Origin of the sequence: Phascolarctobacterium sp. (assembly GCF_030531065.1) — a bacterium.
Taxonomy (GTDB): Bacteria; Bacillota; Negativicutes; order Acidaminococcales; family Acidaminococcaceae; genus Phascolarctobacterium_A.
In genome coordinates this window covers 68,836-82,112 of the sequence record NZ_JAUNOQ010000008.1, presented here as the reverse complement: position 1 = coordinate 82,112, position 13,277 = coordinate 68,836, and the positions used below count along the sequence as shown (strand labels likewise).

13 protein-coding genes and 1 pseudogene are annotated in these 13,277 nt (G+C 52.8%); 13 read left to right on the top strand and 1 reads right to left on the bottom strand.

Annotated elements, in window-relative coordinates; translation table 11 throughout:
- Positions 1 to 176: 176 nt before the first annotated feature.
- Positions 177 to 2,627, top strand: a complete 2,451-nt coding sequence (locus tag Q4E64_RS07005; RefSeq protein WP_303167059.1) for an autotransporter domain-containing protein — start codon at positions 177 to 179, stop codon at positions 2,625 to 2,627.
- A gap of 155 nt (positions 2,628 to 2,782) precedes the next feature.
- On the opposite strand, the gene ilvD is transcribed toward Q4E64_RS07005, so the two are convergent.
- Positions 2,783 to 4,459 (bottom strand): dihydroxy-acid dehydratase, encoded by a 1,677-nt coding sequence (gene ilvD / locus Q4E64_RS07000; RefSeq protein ID WP_303167058.1) that lies wholly within the window; start codon positions 4,457 to 4,459, stop codon positions 2,783 to 2,785.
- A gap of 307 nt (positions 4,460 to 4,766) precedes the next feature.
- On the opposite strand from ilvD, the gene Q4E64_RS06995 reads away from it, so the two are divergent.
- The 12 genes and pseudogenes from Q4E64_RS06995 to Q4E64_RS06940 all read left to right on the top strand — a co-directional run bounded on the left by Q4E64_RS06995 (position 4,767) and on the right by Q4E64_RS06940 (position 13,216).
- Positions 4,767 to 5,711 (top strand): nitronate monooxygenase, encoded by a 945-nt coding sequence (locus Q4E64_RS06995; protein ID WP_303167057.1) that lies wholly within the window; start codon positions 4,767 to 4,769, stop codon positions 5,709 to 5,711.
- 95 nt (positions 5,712 to 5,806) lie between these two features.
- Complete coding sequence (locus Q4E64_RS06990) at positions 5,807 to 6,232, top strand: OmpH family outer membrane protein (protein WP_303167056.1); 426 nt, start codon at positions 5,807 to 5,809, stop codon at positions 6,230 to 6,232.
- A gap of 148 nt (positions 6,233 to 6,380) precedes the next feature.
- On the top strand, positions 6,381 to 6,986 hold the full coding sequence (fic, locus tag Q4E64_RS06985; protein ID WP_303167054.1) for a protein adenylyltransferase Fic: 606 nt from the start codon (positions 6,381 to 6,383) through the stop codon (positions 6,984 to 6,986).
- Between the two features lie 164 nt (positions 6,987 to 7,150).
- Entirely contained in the window at positions 7,151 to 7,873 is a 723-nt protein-coding gene (gene yqeC / locus Q4E64_RS06980) for a selenium cofactor biosynthesis protein YqeC (protein WP_303167052.1), read from the top strand.
- A complete protein-coding gene (gene selD / locus Q4E64_RS06975; RefSeq protein ID WP_303167051.1) occupies positions 7,857 to 8,888 on the top strand; it encodes a selenide, water dikinase SelD in 1,032 nt (343 codons plus the stop codon). The genes yqeC and selD overlap by 17 nt, the downstream gene beginning before the upstream one ends.
- Before the next feature lie 38 nt (positions 8,889 to 8,926).
- A pseudogene (gene rhuM / locus Q4E64_RS06970) lies at positions 8,927 to 9,025 on the top strand (RhuM family protein); the annotation flags it as partial.
- A gap of 13 nt (positions 9,026 to 9,038) precedes the next feature.
- Positions 9,039 to 9,365, top strand: a complete 327-nt coding sequence (locus tag Q4E64_RS06965; protein WP_303167048.1) for a hypothetical protein — start codon at positions 9,039 to 9,041, stop codon at positions 9,363 to 9,365.
- Between the two features lie 32 nt (positions 9,366 to 9,397).
- Positions 9,398 to 10,006 carry a sulfurtransferase-like selenium metabolism protein YedF gene (yedF, locus tag Q4E64_RS06960; protein ID WP_303167046.1) on the top strand — a complete coding sequence of 203 codons (609 nt, stop codon included), beginning with the start codon at positions 9,398 to 9,400 and terminating at the stop codon, positions 10,004 to 10,006.
- Positions 10,007 to 10,030: 24 nt separating this feature from the next.
- Positions 10,031 to 11,179: an aminotransferase class V-fold PLP-dependent enzyme gene (locus tag Q4E64_RS06955; RefSeq protein WP_303167044.1), complete on the top strand. Its 1,149-nt coding sequence runs from the start codon at positions 10,031 to 10,033 to the stop codon at positions 11,177 to 11,179.
- Positions 11,176 to 11,406, top strand: coding sequence for a DUF3343 domain-containing protein (locus Q4E64_RS06950; protein ID WP_303167043.1), 231 nt, complete (start codon positions 11,176 to 11,178; stop codon positions 11,404 to 11,406). Before Q4E64_RS06955 ends, Q4E64_RS06950 begins: the two co-directional genes overlap by 4 nt.
- Before the next feature lie 7 nt (positions 11,407 to 11,413).
- On the top strand, positions 11,414 to 12,241 hold the full coding sequence (gene yqeB / locus Q4E64_RS06945) for a selenium-dependent molybdenum cofactor biosynthesis protein YqeB (protein WP_303167042.1): 828 nt from the start codon (positions 11,414 to 11,416) through the stop codon (positions 12,239 to 12,241).
- Positions 12,242 to 12,259: 18 nt separating this feature from the next.
- Positions 12,260 to 13,216, top strand: coding sequence for an XdhC family protein (locus tag Q4E64_RS06940; protein ID WP_303167041.1), 957 nt, complete (start codon positions 12,260 to 12,262; stop codon positions 13,214 to 13,216).
- Positions 13,217 to 13,277 lie beyond the last annotated feature (61 nt).

Genomic DNA, 13,277 nt, shown 5'->3' with positions numbered 1-13,277 from the left:
TTGACTGGGGGGGACAACGGTGTATAATAAAGCTGATATCGAGCTGCTGTTATAAGTTTGACTTCTGCTTCGGACTTCTGTCAGAAAGCAGGTAGTGTATGCGAAAAAACATTACCGGTGCTGGGCAAAGGTTGGCAGCGATAGCGGCAGCAGCGAAAAAAGAAAGGTGGATATGTATGAAAAAGATAATGTTGAAACGAAGCTTGGCTTTGGGTGCGCTGATGGCCTTTGCGATTACGGGAAGTGCGCTGGCGGCGGATATGGTGATAGGAGCGCCATCGGAAAATAAAAATGGTGGTGGCGAGTATCAGTATGTTGGCCTATTTGTAAGTGGTGAAGAAAGAAATCTAGAAGCAGATACTTTGACTTTTGAAAGTAAAAATCCGGCTACAAACGATGCTAGTCAGGCATTAGGTACTGGGCATAACGCAGCAGTAGTAACTAACGGCGGTAAATTAACTATTAATGTGACGGATTTAAATATAGGCACTAATGAAAATGGCGGTGGCGACCGAGGAATTCGTTTGGTTGGTGCTAATAATGAACTTGTAATTAACGCTAAAAATATTGTGGCTTATGTAGGCGACGAATTTGTACATGTTCGTAATAATGCCGCTAACTCTAAGGCTACAATTAATACGGAAACTTTTTACGGAAAAACTGGTTGGGGAAAAGACGATTATGGTGTAGCTTTGTTGCAAGCTAACGAAGGCGCAACCATTAATTTTATTGCTAAAGATGCTACCTTCGATGGACCTACTAATGATGAAGGCGGCGTAATGGGTTCCGGTGGCTGGGGAACTATCAATGCAACCGTTGACAATTTGAATATTGATGGTAATCTTTGCGGCAGTTATGGTTCTTTAGGTGGCTCACAATATGAAGATAAAGTATTTTCTTTAAATGTAAATGCTGGCAAGTTGGTAATGAATGGCAATGTTAATGCAGGTTCTATGAATACGGAGCATTCTAAAATGTCTAGAACGACTAACGTTGTCGTTAGTGCAACTGATAGCGCTTCAATAATTACAGGCGATTTAAACGCATACGAAAAAGGAAATATTAGTGTTAGTGGTACTAGTTTAAAAGGCTCTTCTAAAATTGTTGATAATGGTATTGTGAAATTAAATTTTAATGATGGCAACACTTGGGAGATGCAAGAAGCTAGTACGGTTACTGACGTAACCTTTGGCGCAGGCTCTACTTTAAAGATTAAAGGCAGCGATTTTGTGGAAGCAAGTGGGCAATATGCTTTAAACGGCAGCGGTACTTTGGTTGTTGAAGAGGGCGCTAAATTAGTTATCGAGGGTATGGATAAGAATACCTATAATATTGCAACCGGATTTGCGACTAACCAAGGTGAAACCTTTACGGTAGTTAATGATAACGCGCTGATGCAGACGGAAATGAAGCTTACGGACGATAATTTGCAAGCGGTAGTTTCCGCCAAAACTGCGGACGAAATTGCTTCCAGCGGCATCGTTACCAGTTCCGGCGTTAATATGCTGGCAGAAATTGCCGGTGATATTGCCAGTGGCAACGTCGCTGCGGAAAGTCAGCCTGCGGCCGAGTTCATTACGACGGCTATGGGCGGGCAGGCCAGCGGCAACACTACGCAGGCAGCCGCCGCCGCAGTAAATTCTGCGTTGCAGTTGGCTGAAGCTGGCGGCAATAGCGCTACGGCTATTTCCGTGGTGAATAATGTGGCAAGCCTGACCACGCAGCGTTTGTCCTTTACACAGTTAAGCACCACGCCTACAGGCGGCTTTGGCAGAGTAGTACGCAAGGACAGCAGCGGTGCAGGCGTATGGGCTCAATATGTTCATGGCAAGGATAAGGTTGACGATATGCCGATGGACGGTATGCGCAGCTCTTACGACAGCCAGTATAACGGAGCTTTGCTAGGCTTTGATTTCAAGAAAATTGGCAAGTATCAGGGCGGCGTAGCGTTCAGCTACGGCGAAGGCGACAGTAATAGTAAAAACAGCGCTATCAGAACCCGCAGCGATTATAAGTTCTATGGCGTAGGTTACTACGGCAATATTATGAATGACGATAGCAATGTGATGTTTGACATAAACTTTAGTAAATCGGAAAGCGATGTGGAACAGCACAACGCAGGCTATAAATTGGAGGCCAGCCCCGATACGACGACTATTTCCGCAGGCGTGAAATTAGAAAAGCTCATTCAAAATAACGAAGTGCAAATCGTGCCGTATGCAGGGTTACGCTTCCTGAGCGTGGATACTGACGAATACAAAGCCAATATAGCAGGTAAGACGGCATTTATGTATGCGCCTGACAGACAGAATATCTGGCTACTTCCTGTAGGCGTAAGCTTGCGTCAGGAAAATGTATATGACAGCGGTTGGAAAGTAACTCCGAAAATCGATTTGTCGTATATTTGGGCTTTAGGCGATACGGACAGCAGCATGACAGTTTCTATTCCGGGAGTAAGCGCAGTGAGCGATTTGGGTTATACCGTTATGGATAACGGCAGTTTCCTAGGCACTATCGGTTTGGAAGCCAGCAAGGGCAATTGGAGCTATGGCTTGAACTACAGCTACCAAAAAGGCGAGTACCAACGCAGCGATAAGTGGTATGTAGACGTTCACTACAGCTTCTAAAAAATAAATAATTAAGTTTTGTAAAGCGTAAGCGGCAGTCATTGGCTGCCGCTTATATGTTTAGAACGACGATATTTTTATAAGCAAAACAGCCGCACTCCCTTGCGGAAGCACGGCTGCTTATTATGTTGTATTTACTTTTTCAGCGCAGGCTTTTAGTCCTGGCCGGGAACCTTCAGCACGGCGCCGGTAGCGGCGGAGGTAACTAGCGCTGCGTAGCGCGCCAGATAACCGCTCTTAACCTTCGGTTCGGGGCAAACCCATTTAGCGCGGCGTGCCGCCAGCTCTTCGTCGGAGACTTTGACGTTCAGGGTGCGGTTCGGAATATTGATTTCGATAATATCGCCGTTTTCAATTAAAGCGATATTGCCGCCTTCGCGGGCTTCCGGAGAAATGTGGCCGATGCAGGCGCCGCGGGTTGCGCCGGAGAAGCGGCCGTCGGTGAGCAGGGCAACGTCCTTATCGTGGCCCATGCCTGCCAGCACGGAGGTGGGGTTGAGCATTTCGCGCATACCGGGGCCGCCTTTGGGGCCTTCGTAGCGGATAACTACAACGTCGCCGGATTGAACTTCTTTACCGCAGATAGCGGCAATGGCTTCGTCCTCGGAATTGTAAACCTTGGCCGGGCCGCTGAAAACCTTCATGGAGGGGTCGACGGCGGATTCCTTGACAACGGAGCATTCGGGAGCGATATTGCCTTTCAAAACGGCGATGCCGCCGGTCTTGTTGTAGGGGTTTTCGATGCTGTGAATAACGTCGGGACGTTGGATTTCAGCATGCTCAATGATTTCGCCGATGGTTTTGCCGCTGACGGTTTGGCAATCCTTATTGATAATGTTGAGACGGTCCAGCTCGTGCATTACTGCCGGGATGCCGCCTGCTTCGTTCAGGTCGATGATGTGGTGGCTGCCGCCGGGGCTCAGCTTGGTCAGATAGGGAGTGTGCTTGGAAATTTCGTCGAACAGCTCCAAGGGCAGCTGAATACCTGCTTCGTGAGCGATAGCGGGCAGGTGCAGCGCGGTGTTGGAGGACCCGCCGATAGCCATATCCACGGTAATAGCGTTTTTGAAGGCTTCCATAGTCATAATGTCGCGCGGGCATTTGTTTTCAGCGACCAGCTTCATTACGGCCATGCCTGCGTGCTTAGCCAGGGCGATACGCTTGCCGTTATAGGCGGCGGGGATGGTGCCGTTGCCGGGCAGGCCCATGCCCAGAACCTCCGTCAGGCAGTTCATGGTATTGGCGGTAAACAGGCCGGAGCAGCTGCCGCAGCCGGGGCAGGCGCAATGTTCGATTTCGCTGAGCTCGCAAGCGTCGATTTGACCGGATTCAAAACGGCCTGCGGCTTCAAAAACGGTGGATACGCTGATATCCTTGCCATGCAGGCGACCGGGCAGCATGGGGCCGCCGCTTACTACTACGGTCGGAATGTTCAGGCGGGCTGCCGCCATCAGCATACCGGGAACGATTTTATCGCAGTTGGGGATGAGCACCAGGCCGTCGAAGGCGTGGCCGTTGGCAACTGCTTCGATGCTGTCGGCAACCAGCTCGCGGCTGGCCAGAGGATACTTCATGCCGTCGTGGCCCATGGCGATACCGTCGCAGATACCGATGGCGGGGAACTCGATAGGAGTGCCGCCTGCTTCCAGTACGCCGTATTTTGCTGCCTGGGCAATGGTATCCAGGTGCATATGGCCGGGGATGATTTCATTAGCGGCACAGCAAATGCCGATTAAAGGTTTTTGTAATTCTTCTTCAGTATAACCCATAGCGTAAAATAAGGAGCGATGGGCTGCGCGGGTAGAACCCTTTTTTACTTCTGTACTGCGCATAATTTTTAGACCTCTTTCCCTTTAACAAAATCCATACTGCCTGATTGGGCAGCGTGCGCCCCTAAGGGGGTACTTAAAAAATTTTACATTTTTTGCGGACAAAAGTCAAATATTATGCGTGGAAAATGCCCGCTTAGCGCAGCTTCTGACAAACAGCGCCGCAGTTTAGTTACAATAATTACATTCTGCGCAGATTTTCCAAATATTTCACTATCAGGCGGGGAAAGTTAGGATATAATAAGAGCGATAAATAATTTCATGCAGCGCTGTGCTTTTGGTAGGCTGTGAGAAAGAGGTGCTTTGTATTATGAAAACAAGAATCACGCAATTATTAGGTATTAAATATCCCGTTATCCAGGGCGGTATGGCATGGACCAGCGACGCCGTTCTGGCGGCGGCAGTTTCTAACGCAGGCGGCGCTGGCATTATCGGCAGCGGCGGTCGTACTACCGAATGGACCCGCGAGGAGGTTCGCAAGGCTAAGACTCTGACCGACAAGCCCTTTGGCGTTAACGTCATGCTGATGGCGCCTAATATTGGCGAGATTATCGATATGCTGTGCGAGGAAAAGGTGGCTTTCGTTACCTTGGGCGCAGGCAATCCGGTGCCTCATATCGCTAAATTCCATGAAGCAGACATTAAGGTTATTCCCGTTGTTCCCAATGTTAAGCTGGCTAAGCGCATTGAAGCTGCCGGAGCCGACGCTATGGTTATCGAGGGCATGGAGGCCGGCGGCCATATCGGCAAGCAGACCACTATGGCGCTGATGGAAAATGTTCTGCCCAATGTTACCAGCGTACCTGTTTTGGTGGCCGGCGGCATTAGCGACGGCCGCGCACTGGCTGCGGCGCTGCTGATGGGCGCCGACGGCGTGCAGATGGGCAGCCGCTTCCTGCTGACTACCGAATGCCCGGCACACCCGGCGGCTAAAGAGGCCATCGTTAAGGCTACGGATACGGACAGCGTGGCTACCGGCTACAGCCGCAATTTAGGCGTGCGCTGCCTGGCTAACGCTTTTACCGACGCTTATACGGCTAAGGAAATTGCCGGAGCGCCCAAGGAGGAGCTGATGGCTATGGGCACCGGCACTAACCGCAAGGGTATTTTGGAGGGCGACACTGTCAACGGCACGGTGATGTGCGGGCAGAGCCTGAACGTGCTGAACGACGTGCTTCCCTGCCAGGAGGTTATGGAACGCCTCATTGCCGAAGCTAAGGCGGCTATTGAGCGTGTGAAAAGTATCGAATTATGATAAAGTATAATTTGCTTTTTTTCGCAAAATAGGATAAGATAGATAAAGTACGGTATATTTTGTACTATTATTTGACGAAGAGAGGTATTTTCTTAATGAAAAAATATGTATTGACTTTAATCATGACCCTAGTGCTGGCTTTGGGCTGCATGGCTTCTGCGTTCGCCGCTGAAAACGATTTGGGCTGCGTCAATGTGGACCGCGTGTTCCGCAGCCATCCCAGCTTTCAGTCCGCTATGAGCGCGCTCGATTTGGAACGCCAGAAAGCGCAGAACGAATTTAACGAAAAGGCTCCGAGCCTGGACGATAAAGGCAAACGCGACTTGGGCGAAAAGCTTTCCCAACAGGTTGGCAAAAGGGAAGAAGCTTTGATTAATCCTATCCGTAATGAGATTCGCAAAGCCATCAGCGCCGTCGCTAAGACCCATGGCATTACTAACGTAGTGCAAGCAGACGTTATGGTTTTGGGCGGCGTGGATTTGACCGATGAGGTTATCGCCTACGTATCTAAAAACCAATAAGCTTTACGCATAATTTTTCAACCCGGCTTACTTTTGAAGCCGGGTTACTTTTTGCCCGCTGTTGAATAAAGACGGCGGACATTGTACAATAAGAGTAACTATAAGTCGGCGTCGCCGACGATTATTGAGAAACGAGTGAAATTTTATTATGACGATAGAAAATAAATTAGGCTTAACGGATGCGTCGGAGCTAGCTAGGGCGGAGGAACGCCTTAGCAAAATGCGGGCGCTAGAACTGTTTGAAAAAAATCTTTTGCAGCCTTTCACGGCGGGAAGTTTTAAAACTTTAGCGTTCATTCACGGGCATCTTTTTCAGGACGTGTACGCTTTTGCCGGGCAAATACGCAAGGTGAATCTGGCTAAGGGAAATTTTCGCTTTGCGCCTTTACTGTATTTGCAGGAGGCTCTGAAAAATGTGGATCAAATGCCGCAAAGCACTTTCGATGCCGTCGTGGAAAAATATGTGGAGATGAATATCGTCCATCCTTTTCGCGAAGGCAATGGGCGCAGTATGCGCATCTGGCTGGACGACATGCTGAAAAAAGAATTGGGGCAATGTATCGATTGGCGTTTGGTGGATAAAGAAGATTATCTTCTGGCTATGGAGCGCAGTCCGATTCGTGATATCGAAATCAAGCATATTTTGCGTCTTGCTTTGACAGAGGATATTTTTAACCGGCAGGTCTATATGAAAGGCGTCGATATCAGTTACCATTTTGAAGGCTATAATACGTTTAGAACGGAAGATTTGTAATTTGCGATGGGAGCTAGTGACATTATTTTCGATGGCAAGAGAGTTTTAGATATTCTTGACGAAGTAAAAGGAAGAAAATTAACTTAGTCGCTTCGCCGACCAAGATGAGCGACCAGGATAGCGACTAGGATGTATGGATAAAGATACGGGAAAGGCGGCGCTGTATGCGGGATTGTCCCTGGGGTTTTTTACGCGACGGAAAAAAACATATTATTTCTTTAGTCGGCGGCGGCGGCAAAACGACGATCATGTACGAGCTGGCGGATTTTTTCGCCGCGCGGGGTAAGCGGACGGCGGCGACAACGACGACGCATATTTGGCGGCCCGCGGCAAATTACGCCGCAGATATGGAGCAGGTCCGCGCTTTGTGGCGGCAGGGGCGTTACGCGGTTGTCGGCGAGGAAGAAGCCGGCAGCGGTAAGCTGGTCGCGCCGCAGGAAAATTTTTGGGCGGCGCTTTTAGCCTGCGCCGAGATAATTTTAATCGAAGCCGACGGCGCAAGGCATATGCCGTGCAAGTTACCGGCCGCGCACGAGCCGGTTTTGCTTCCGCAATGCGATATCGTTATCGGTGTGGCGGGTCTGGACGCTTTGGGACGCACGCTGGAGGAAGCGTGTTTGCGTTGGCAGCTGGGGAGCGAGCTATTCGCGTCCGGCTGCAACGTGCTGCTGGACGAGCGGCGTTTGGCTGCTCTTTTGCTGAGCGAGCAGGGGACGCGCAAGGCGGTGGGCGAACGCGGTTATTATGTGGCGCTCAATAAATGCGACGCGGCGGACGCGGCGCAGGCGCAACGCGTGCGGGAACTGCTGCTGGCGGCGGGGATGCCGCCGGAACGTATCTGGCTGCGAGGCAGGGAAACGGGGTGTGACGATGCAAACGGAATCTAAATTATTTTGCAAGGGCGGCGGCTGCACCGCCAAGCTGGGCGCGGGAATTTTGAGCCGCGTGCTGGAACGCTTGCCCAAAGGGCCTGCGGATGATGCTCTGCTGGTGGGCTACGACAGCCACGACGACGCCGCCGTTTATAAATTATCGGACGATATCGCTTTTGTACAAACGCTGGATTTCTTCCCGCCGATGGTGGAAGATCCGTATATCTTCGGGCAGATTGCGGCGACCAACGCCTTGAGCGACATTTACGCCATGGGCGGTACGGTGAAAACGGCTCTGAATATCGTCTGCTTTCCCGAAAGTATGGATTTGAATATTTTAGGAGAGATTATGCGCGGCGGCGCGGAAAAGGTGCACGAGGCCGGAGGTAATCTGGCAGGCGGGCATTCCATTGCCGATAGCGACGTTAAATACGGCCTGAGCGTGACGGGCGTTGTCGACCCGCGCAAGATGTACCAAAATAATACCGGGCGCGCGGGCGATAAATTAGTGTTGACGAAAAAATTAGGCGTGGGCTTGATTTGCTGCGCCAATAAGGTGGGAGCGGCTTCGGCTGCGGCCATGGAGCAGGCTATCGCTTCGATGACGACGCTGAATAAATACGCTGCGGAAATTTTGGCGCAATACCCAGTACACGCCTGCACCGACGTTACGGGGTTCGGCCTGTTGGGGCATTTGCACGAAATGCTGGACGGGCGCTTGGGCTGCGTGCTGGAGCAAGGTAGCATACCTGTTTTCGACGAAGCGCTGTCTTATGCCGACGAATTTTTGCTGACGGCAGCGGCGCAGCGCAACCGCAATTATGTGGGTGCTAACGTGCGCTTTGAGGGCGTACCCTTCGCCCTGGAGGAGGTTTTGTTCGACCCGCAGACCAGCGGCGGCCTTTTGGCGGCAGTTAGCCCGGAGGCGGCGAGCACGCTGGTCGTCGAACTGCAGCGGCGGGGCTTGCCAGCCGCCGTTATCGGCGAACTGACGGAGAAGCAGGGGACGCATGAGATAATAGTTAGGTAATTTTGGAATAAACGGGAGGACTGTTTAATGGCAGATAAGACGAACGCTTGAAAAATTTGGGCGGAGACGGATATTTTAAGGAGTTGCTGGAACGTATCCGGGATATTCGCTCATCGGAAAAAGTATTTTATCGAGAGGAGATAATGGCTTATGTATAGGGATTGTTTAGAAAGTGATTGGAAGTTGTTCAGAAAGCGCATAGGTGGTTGGCAAGAAGCTTATATGGGGCGGCTCCTGCAAGAATATATTCAATTATTGAATGCTCATGAAAAAGCAGCGTCTGAAAAATTTTGGGAATTAAATGCGCGAATAAAAAAAGATAAAAGGCATCCTGGAGTACTGATTGATTTAAGAAGGAGCAGTATGGTTTATGATATTGCGGTTCTAGTAAATGACGGAGCTATTACCGTTGTAGATTTGGACGGCTTTAGTGACGAGCTAAAAGATAAAGTAAAAAATTTGACTCGTAGAGTTTAGCTTATTAGAATATTCCACAAGGAGGCAACACCATGTTAGTAAACGCTATGGGCGACGCATGCCCGATTCCGGTAGTAAAAACGAAAAACGCGATTAAAGAATTGCAGGGCGCAGGCCAGGTTGAGGTGTGGGTGGATAACGAAATCGCCGTGCAGAATTTGACGAAGATGGCACAGCAAAAGGGTTACGGCGTGAACAGCGCCAAGTTGGAAGAAGGGAAGTTCCAGGTGCTGCTGACTGTCGGCGACGCGGCGGCAGTGGAAGAAAGCGCGCCGCAGGTTGAGGAGTGCCGCATGGACGCGCGTAGCGGCAAGGTAGTCGTTATCAGCAGCGAAACCATGGGCGAGGGCGACCCTGTTTTGGGCAAGCTGCTGATGAAGGGCTTTATCTTCGCTTTGACGCAGCAGGACGTGCTGCCGCAGACGATTTTGTTCTATAATGGCGGCGCGCATTTGACCTGCGAAGCTTCGCCTGCGTTGGAGGATTTGCGTTCTTTGGAGGCGCAGGGCGTAGAGATTTTGACCTGCGGCACCTGCCTGAACCATTACGGTATTGCCGATAAGCTGCAGGTGGGCGGCGTGACTAATATGTACGTGATTTGCGAAAAAATGCTGCAGGCCAGCAGCGTAATCAAGCCCTAAGCAGAGAGCGGGGAGGTATGGCAAGTGCTGTATTTTGATAATGCGGCGACCAGCCTGCAAAAGCCGCCGCAGGTAGCTGCCGCCGTTATGGAGGCTATGGGCGTTTTGGGCAACCCCGGACGGGGCGCTTATGAGCCTGCCTTGCAGGCGGCGCGCAGGCTGCATGCTGCCCGGCAGCTGCTTGCGGAGCTGTTCAATGCGCCCGGTGCGGAGCGCATTGCCTTCGCGTATAATGCTACGCAAGCGTTGAACACGGTTATTTTCGGCCTGCTGCAGCCGGGCGACCATGCGATTACGACAGTGTGCGAGCATAATTCGGTGCTGCGGCCCTTGTACGCGCTGGAGCAGCGGGGCTTGCAGGTGACGCGGCTGGAATGCGACGCCTGCGGGCGTATCGATTACGACGAGTTGGAGCGCAGTTTGCGAAAAGATACTAAAGCCGTTGTTTTGGCTCACGCTTCTAACGTGACGGGCAACGTCGTCGATTTAGCGCGCGTCGGCGCTTTTACACAGGCCAACGGCTTGCTGCTTATTGTGGATGCGGCGCAGACCGCCGGGTGTTTGCCTATAGACGTGCAAAAGCTGGGCGTCAACGTCTTGTGCTTTACGGGGCATAAGGGCCTCCTGGGGCCGACGGGGACGGGCGGCTTGTACGTGCGGCCTGGGCTGAAAGTTGCGCCGCTCGTTGTGGGCGGCAGCGGCGTGCAGAGTTTTGCGACCGTGCATCCGCAGCAAATGCCTACGGCTTTGGAGGCCGGCACGCCTAACGTGCAGGGGATCGCGGGGCTGCACGCCGCTTTGCTGGCGCGTAAGGATAACGCCGCTTTAGAGCCTGCGGCTGTGCATTGCCATGAGCTGCAATTGGCGCGACGTTTTATAGAAGGCGTGCGCGATATCCCCAATATTAAATTGTACGGCGATTATCGCGAAGATAGCGCGCGTGTGGGCATTGTTAGTCTTAATTTAGGCGACGAGGATGCAGGCGCAGTCAGCGACGCCTTGTGGGAGCAGTACGGCATCTGCACCCGCGCAGGCGCTCACTGTGCGCCGCTGCTGCATAAAGCCCTGGGTACGGAGCGTCAGGGCGCCGTGCGCTTCAGCTTCGGCCCCTACAACACCTTAGCGGAAGTGGATGAGGCGGTAAAGGCTTTGCGGGAGCTGGCAGAAACATGAGAAAAAAACGGAAGTATATTATTTTAACTTTCGCTACTACGGAAGCGGCGCTGGCGGTGGAGTCTGCCTGCGCAGAGCAGAATTTGCCGGGGCGGCTGATACCTACGCCGCAAAGCGTCAGCGCGGGCTGCGGTTTGGCCTGGCGCGTGCCTGCTGAGGAAGCGGGGCCGCTTTTGGCGCAGCTGGACAGCTTTGCAGTGGAGCGCGTAGGCGAAGCGGAAATGTGAGGTATATATGGAAAAATTGCGTAAACCGAAAATTATTGTGCGCGGGGGCGGCGACCTAGCGACCGGCGTTATTCACCGTTTATGGAGCGCCGGTTTTGCGCCCTTGGTGCTGGAATGCCGTTACCCGGCGGCTATCAGGCGGCAGGTAGCGCTGTGCGAGGCCGTTTATCAGGGGCAAGCGGTTGTCGAGAATATGACGGGCGTGCTTATCCGTAATTTGGACGAGGCCGCTGCGGTTTGGGATAAGGGCGCGGTGCCGGTGCTGGTGGATGAGGAAGCCCGCTGCGTGGATGCCTTTGCGCCGGATATTTTAATCGACGCCATCATCGCCAAGCGCAATTTAGGTACGCGCAAGGATACGGCGGCGCTGACCATAGCGCTGGGCCCCGGCTTTGCGGCAGGGCTTGACGTGGACGCGGTGGTGGAAACCAAGCGCGGGCACAATTTGGGCCGCATTATCCGGCAGGGCTGTGCCGCGCCGAACAGCGGCGTGCCCGGCAACATCGGCGGCTATACTAAGGAGCGGGTGCTGCACGCGCCCTGCGCCGGTTCGCTGCATATCGTGCAGGATATCGGCGCGGTGGTGGAAAAGGAGCAGCTGATTGCGGAAATTACCGGCGCTGACGGCAGGGTGACGCCAGTTTTAGCGACGCTGAGCGGCGTTATCCGCGGCATGATTCGCGATGGCTATCCTGTGACGGAGGGCTTTAAAATCGCCGATATCGACCCACGGCGTGAGGAGCTGGCCAACTGCTTTACTATTTCCGACAAGGCGCGCTGTATTGCCGGTTCGGTGCTGGAGCTGGTGTCCGCTTACGCCCGCAGCCATGAGTAGCGCGGCGATGGAGGCCATATGAAAAATTTGTTTCAAGCTATAAAAAAGGCCGCCGTAGAAAATAAAGCCTGCTATCTGGCGGCGCTTATTGAAAGCGAGGGCTCGACGCCGCGCAGCGGCGGCGCATATATGCTGGTGGACGCAGGCGGCCTGGTTTACGGCACTATCGGCGGCGGCGCTATGGAATATGCTGCCGTAAAGCAGGCGCAGCAGCGTTTGCAGAGCGGGCAGGCGGAAAGCTTTGAGCAGGCATACGATTTGTCGCCTGCTGCCGGTATGGCCTGCGGCGGCAGCTGCCGTGTGAAGTTCTGCTATCTGGCGGCGGGGGAGAGTACCCTGCGGCTGGCCGATACCGTTTTGCGCGCTGCGTCCGGCGATAGGCCATGGTGGCTGCTGCTGCCGTTAGGAAAAGGCTCCTTGCGAATTATAAACGCTTTGCCGCTCGATGGCAGACGCGGTAAAATTACGCTGGACGGCGGTGATTATTACGCCGAGCAGTATGGCTACGACGGCCTGGTATACGTATTCGGCGCTGGGCATGTGGCGCGGGAGCTGGTTCCCTTACTGGGGCGTTTGGGATTTGGCTGCGTCGTGCTGGACGACAGGGCGGAATTTGCTGACCCGGAGGTTTTTCCTATGGCGGAGCGCGTACAGAAGGTCAGCTTTGACGCTTTAGCGCAGGCCTGCGATGTGCAGGCGCGGGATTACGCAGTGGTGATGACGCGTGGGCACGTGTACGACGCGCAGTGCGAGCGCTATTTGCTGAATACTCCTGCCTGCTACATCGGTATTATGGGCAGCAAAAATAAAGCGCGCCTGGCGCGGGAGGCGCTGCTGGCCGAAGGCTATACGGAAGCGCAGCTGGCGCGTATTGTGACGCCCATAGGTTTGGATATCGGCAGCGAAACTCCGGCGGAGATTGCCGTGAGCATTGCGGCGCAGCTGATTCAGGTGCGCGCCGCTAAAGGTAAATAAAGAAAAGAAGATGCCTCTTACTGTAAAAGATTTTACGTTCTTGACTAAATAGCTTTACAGT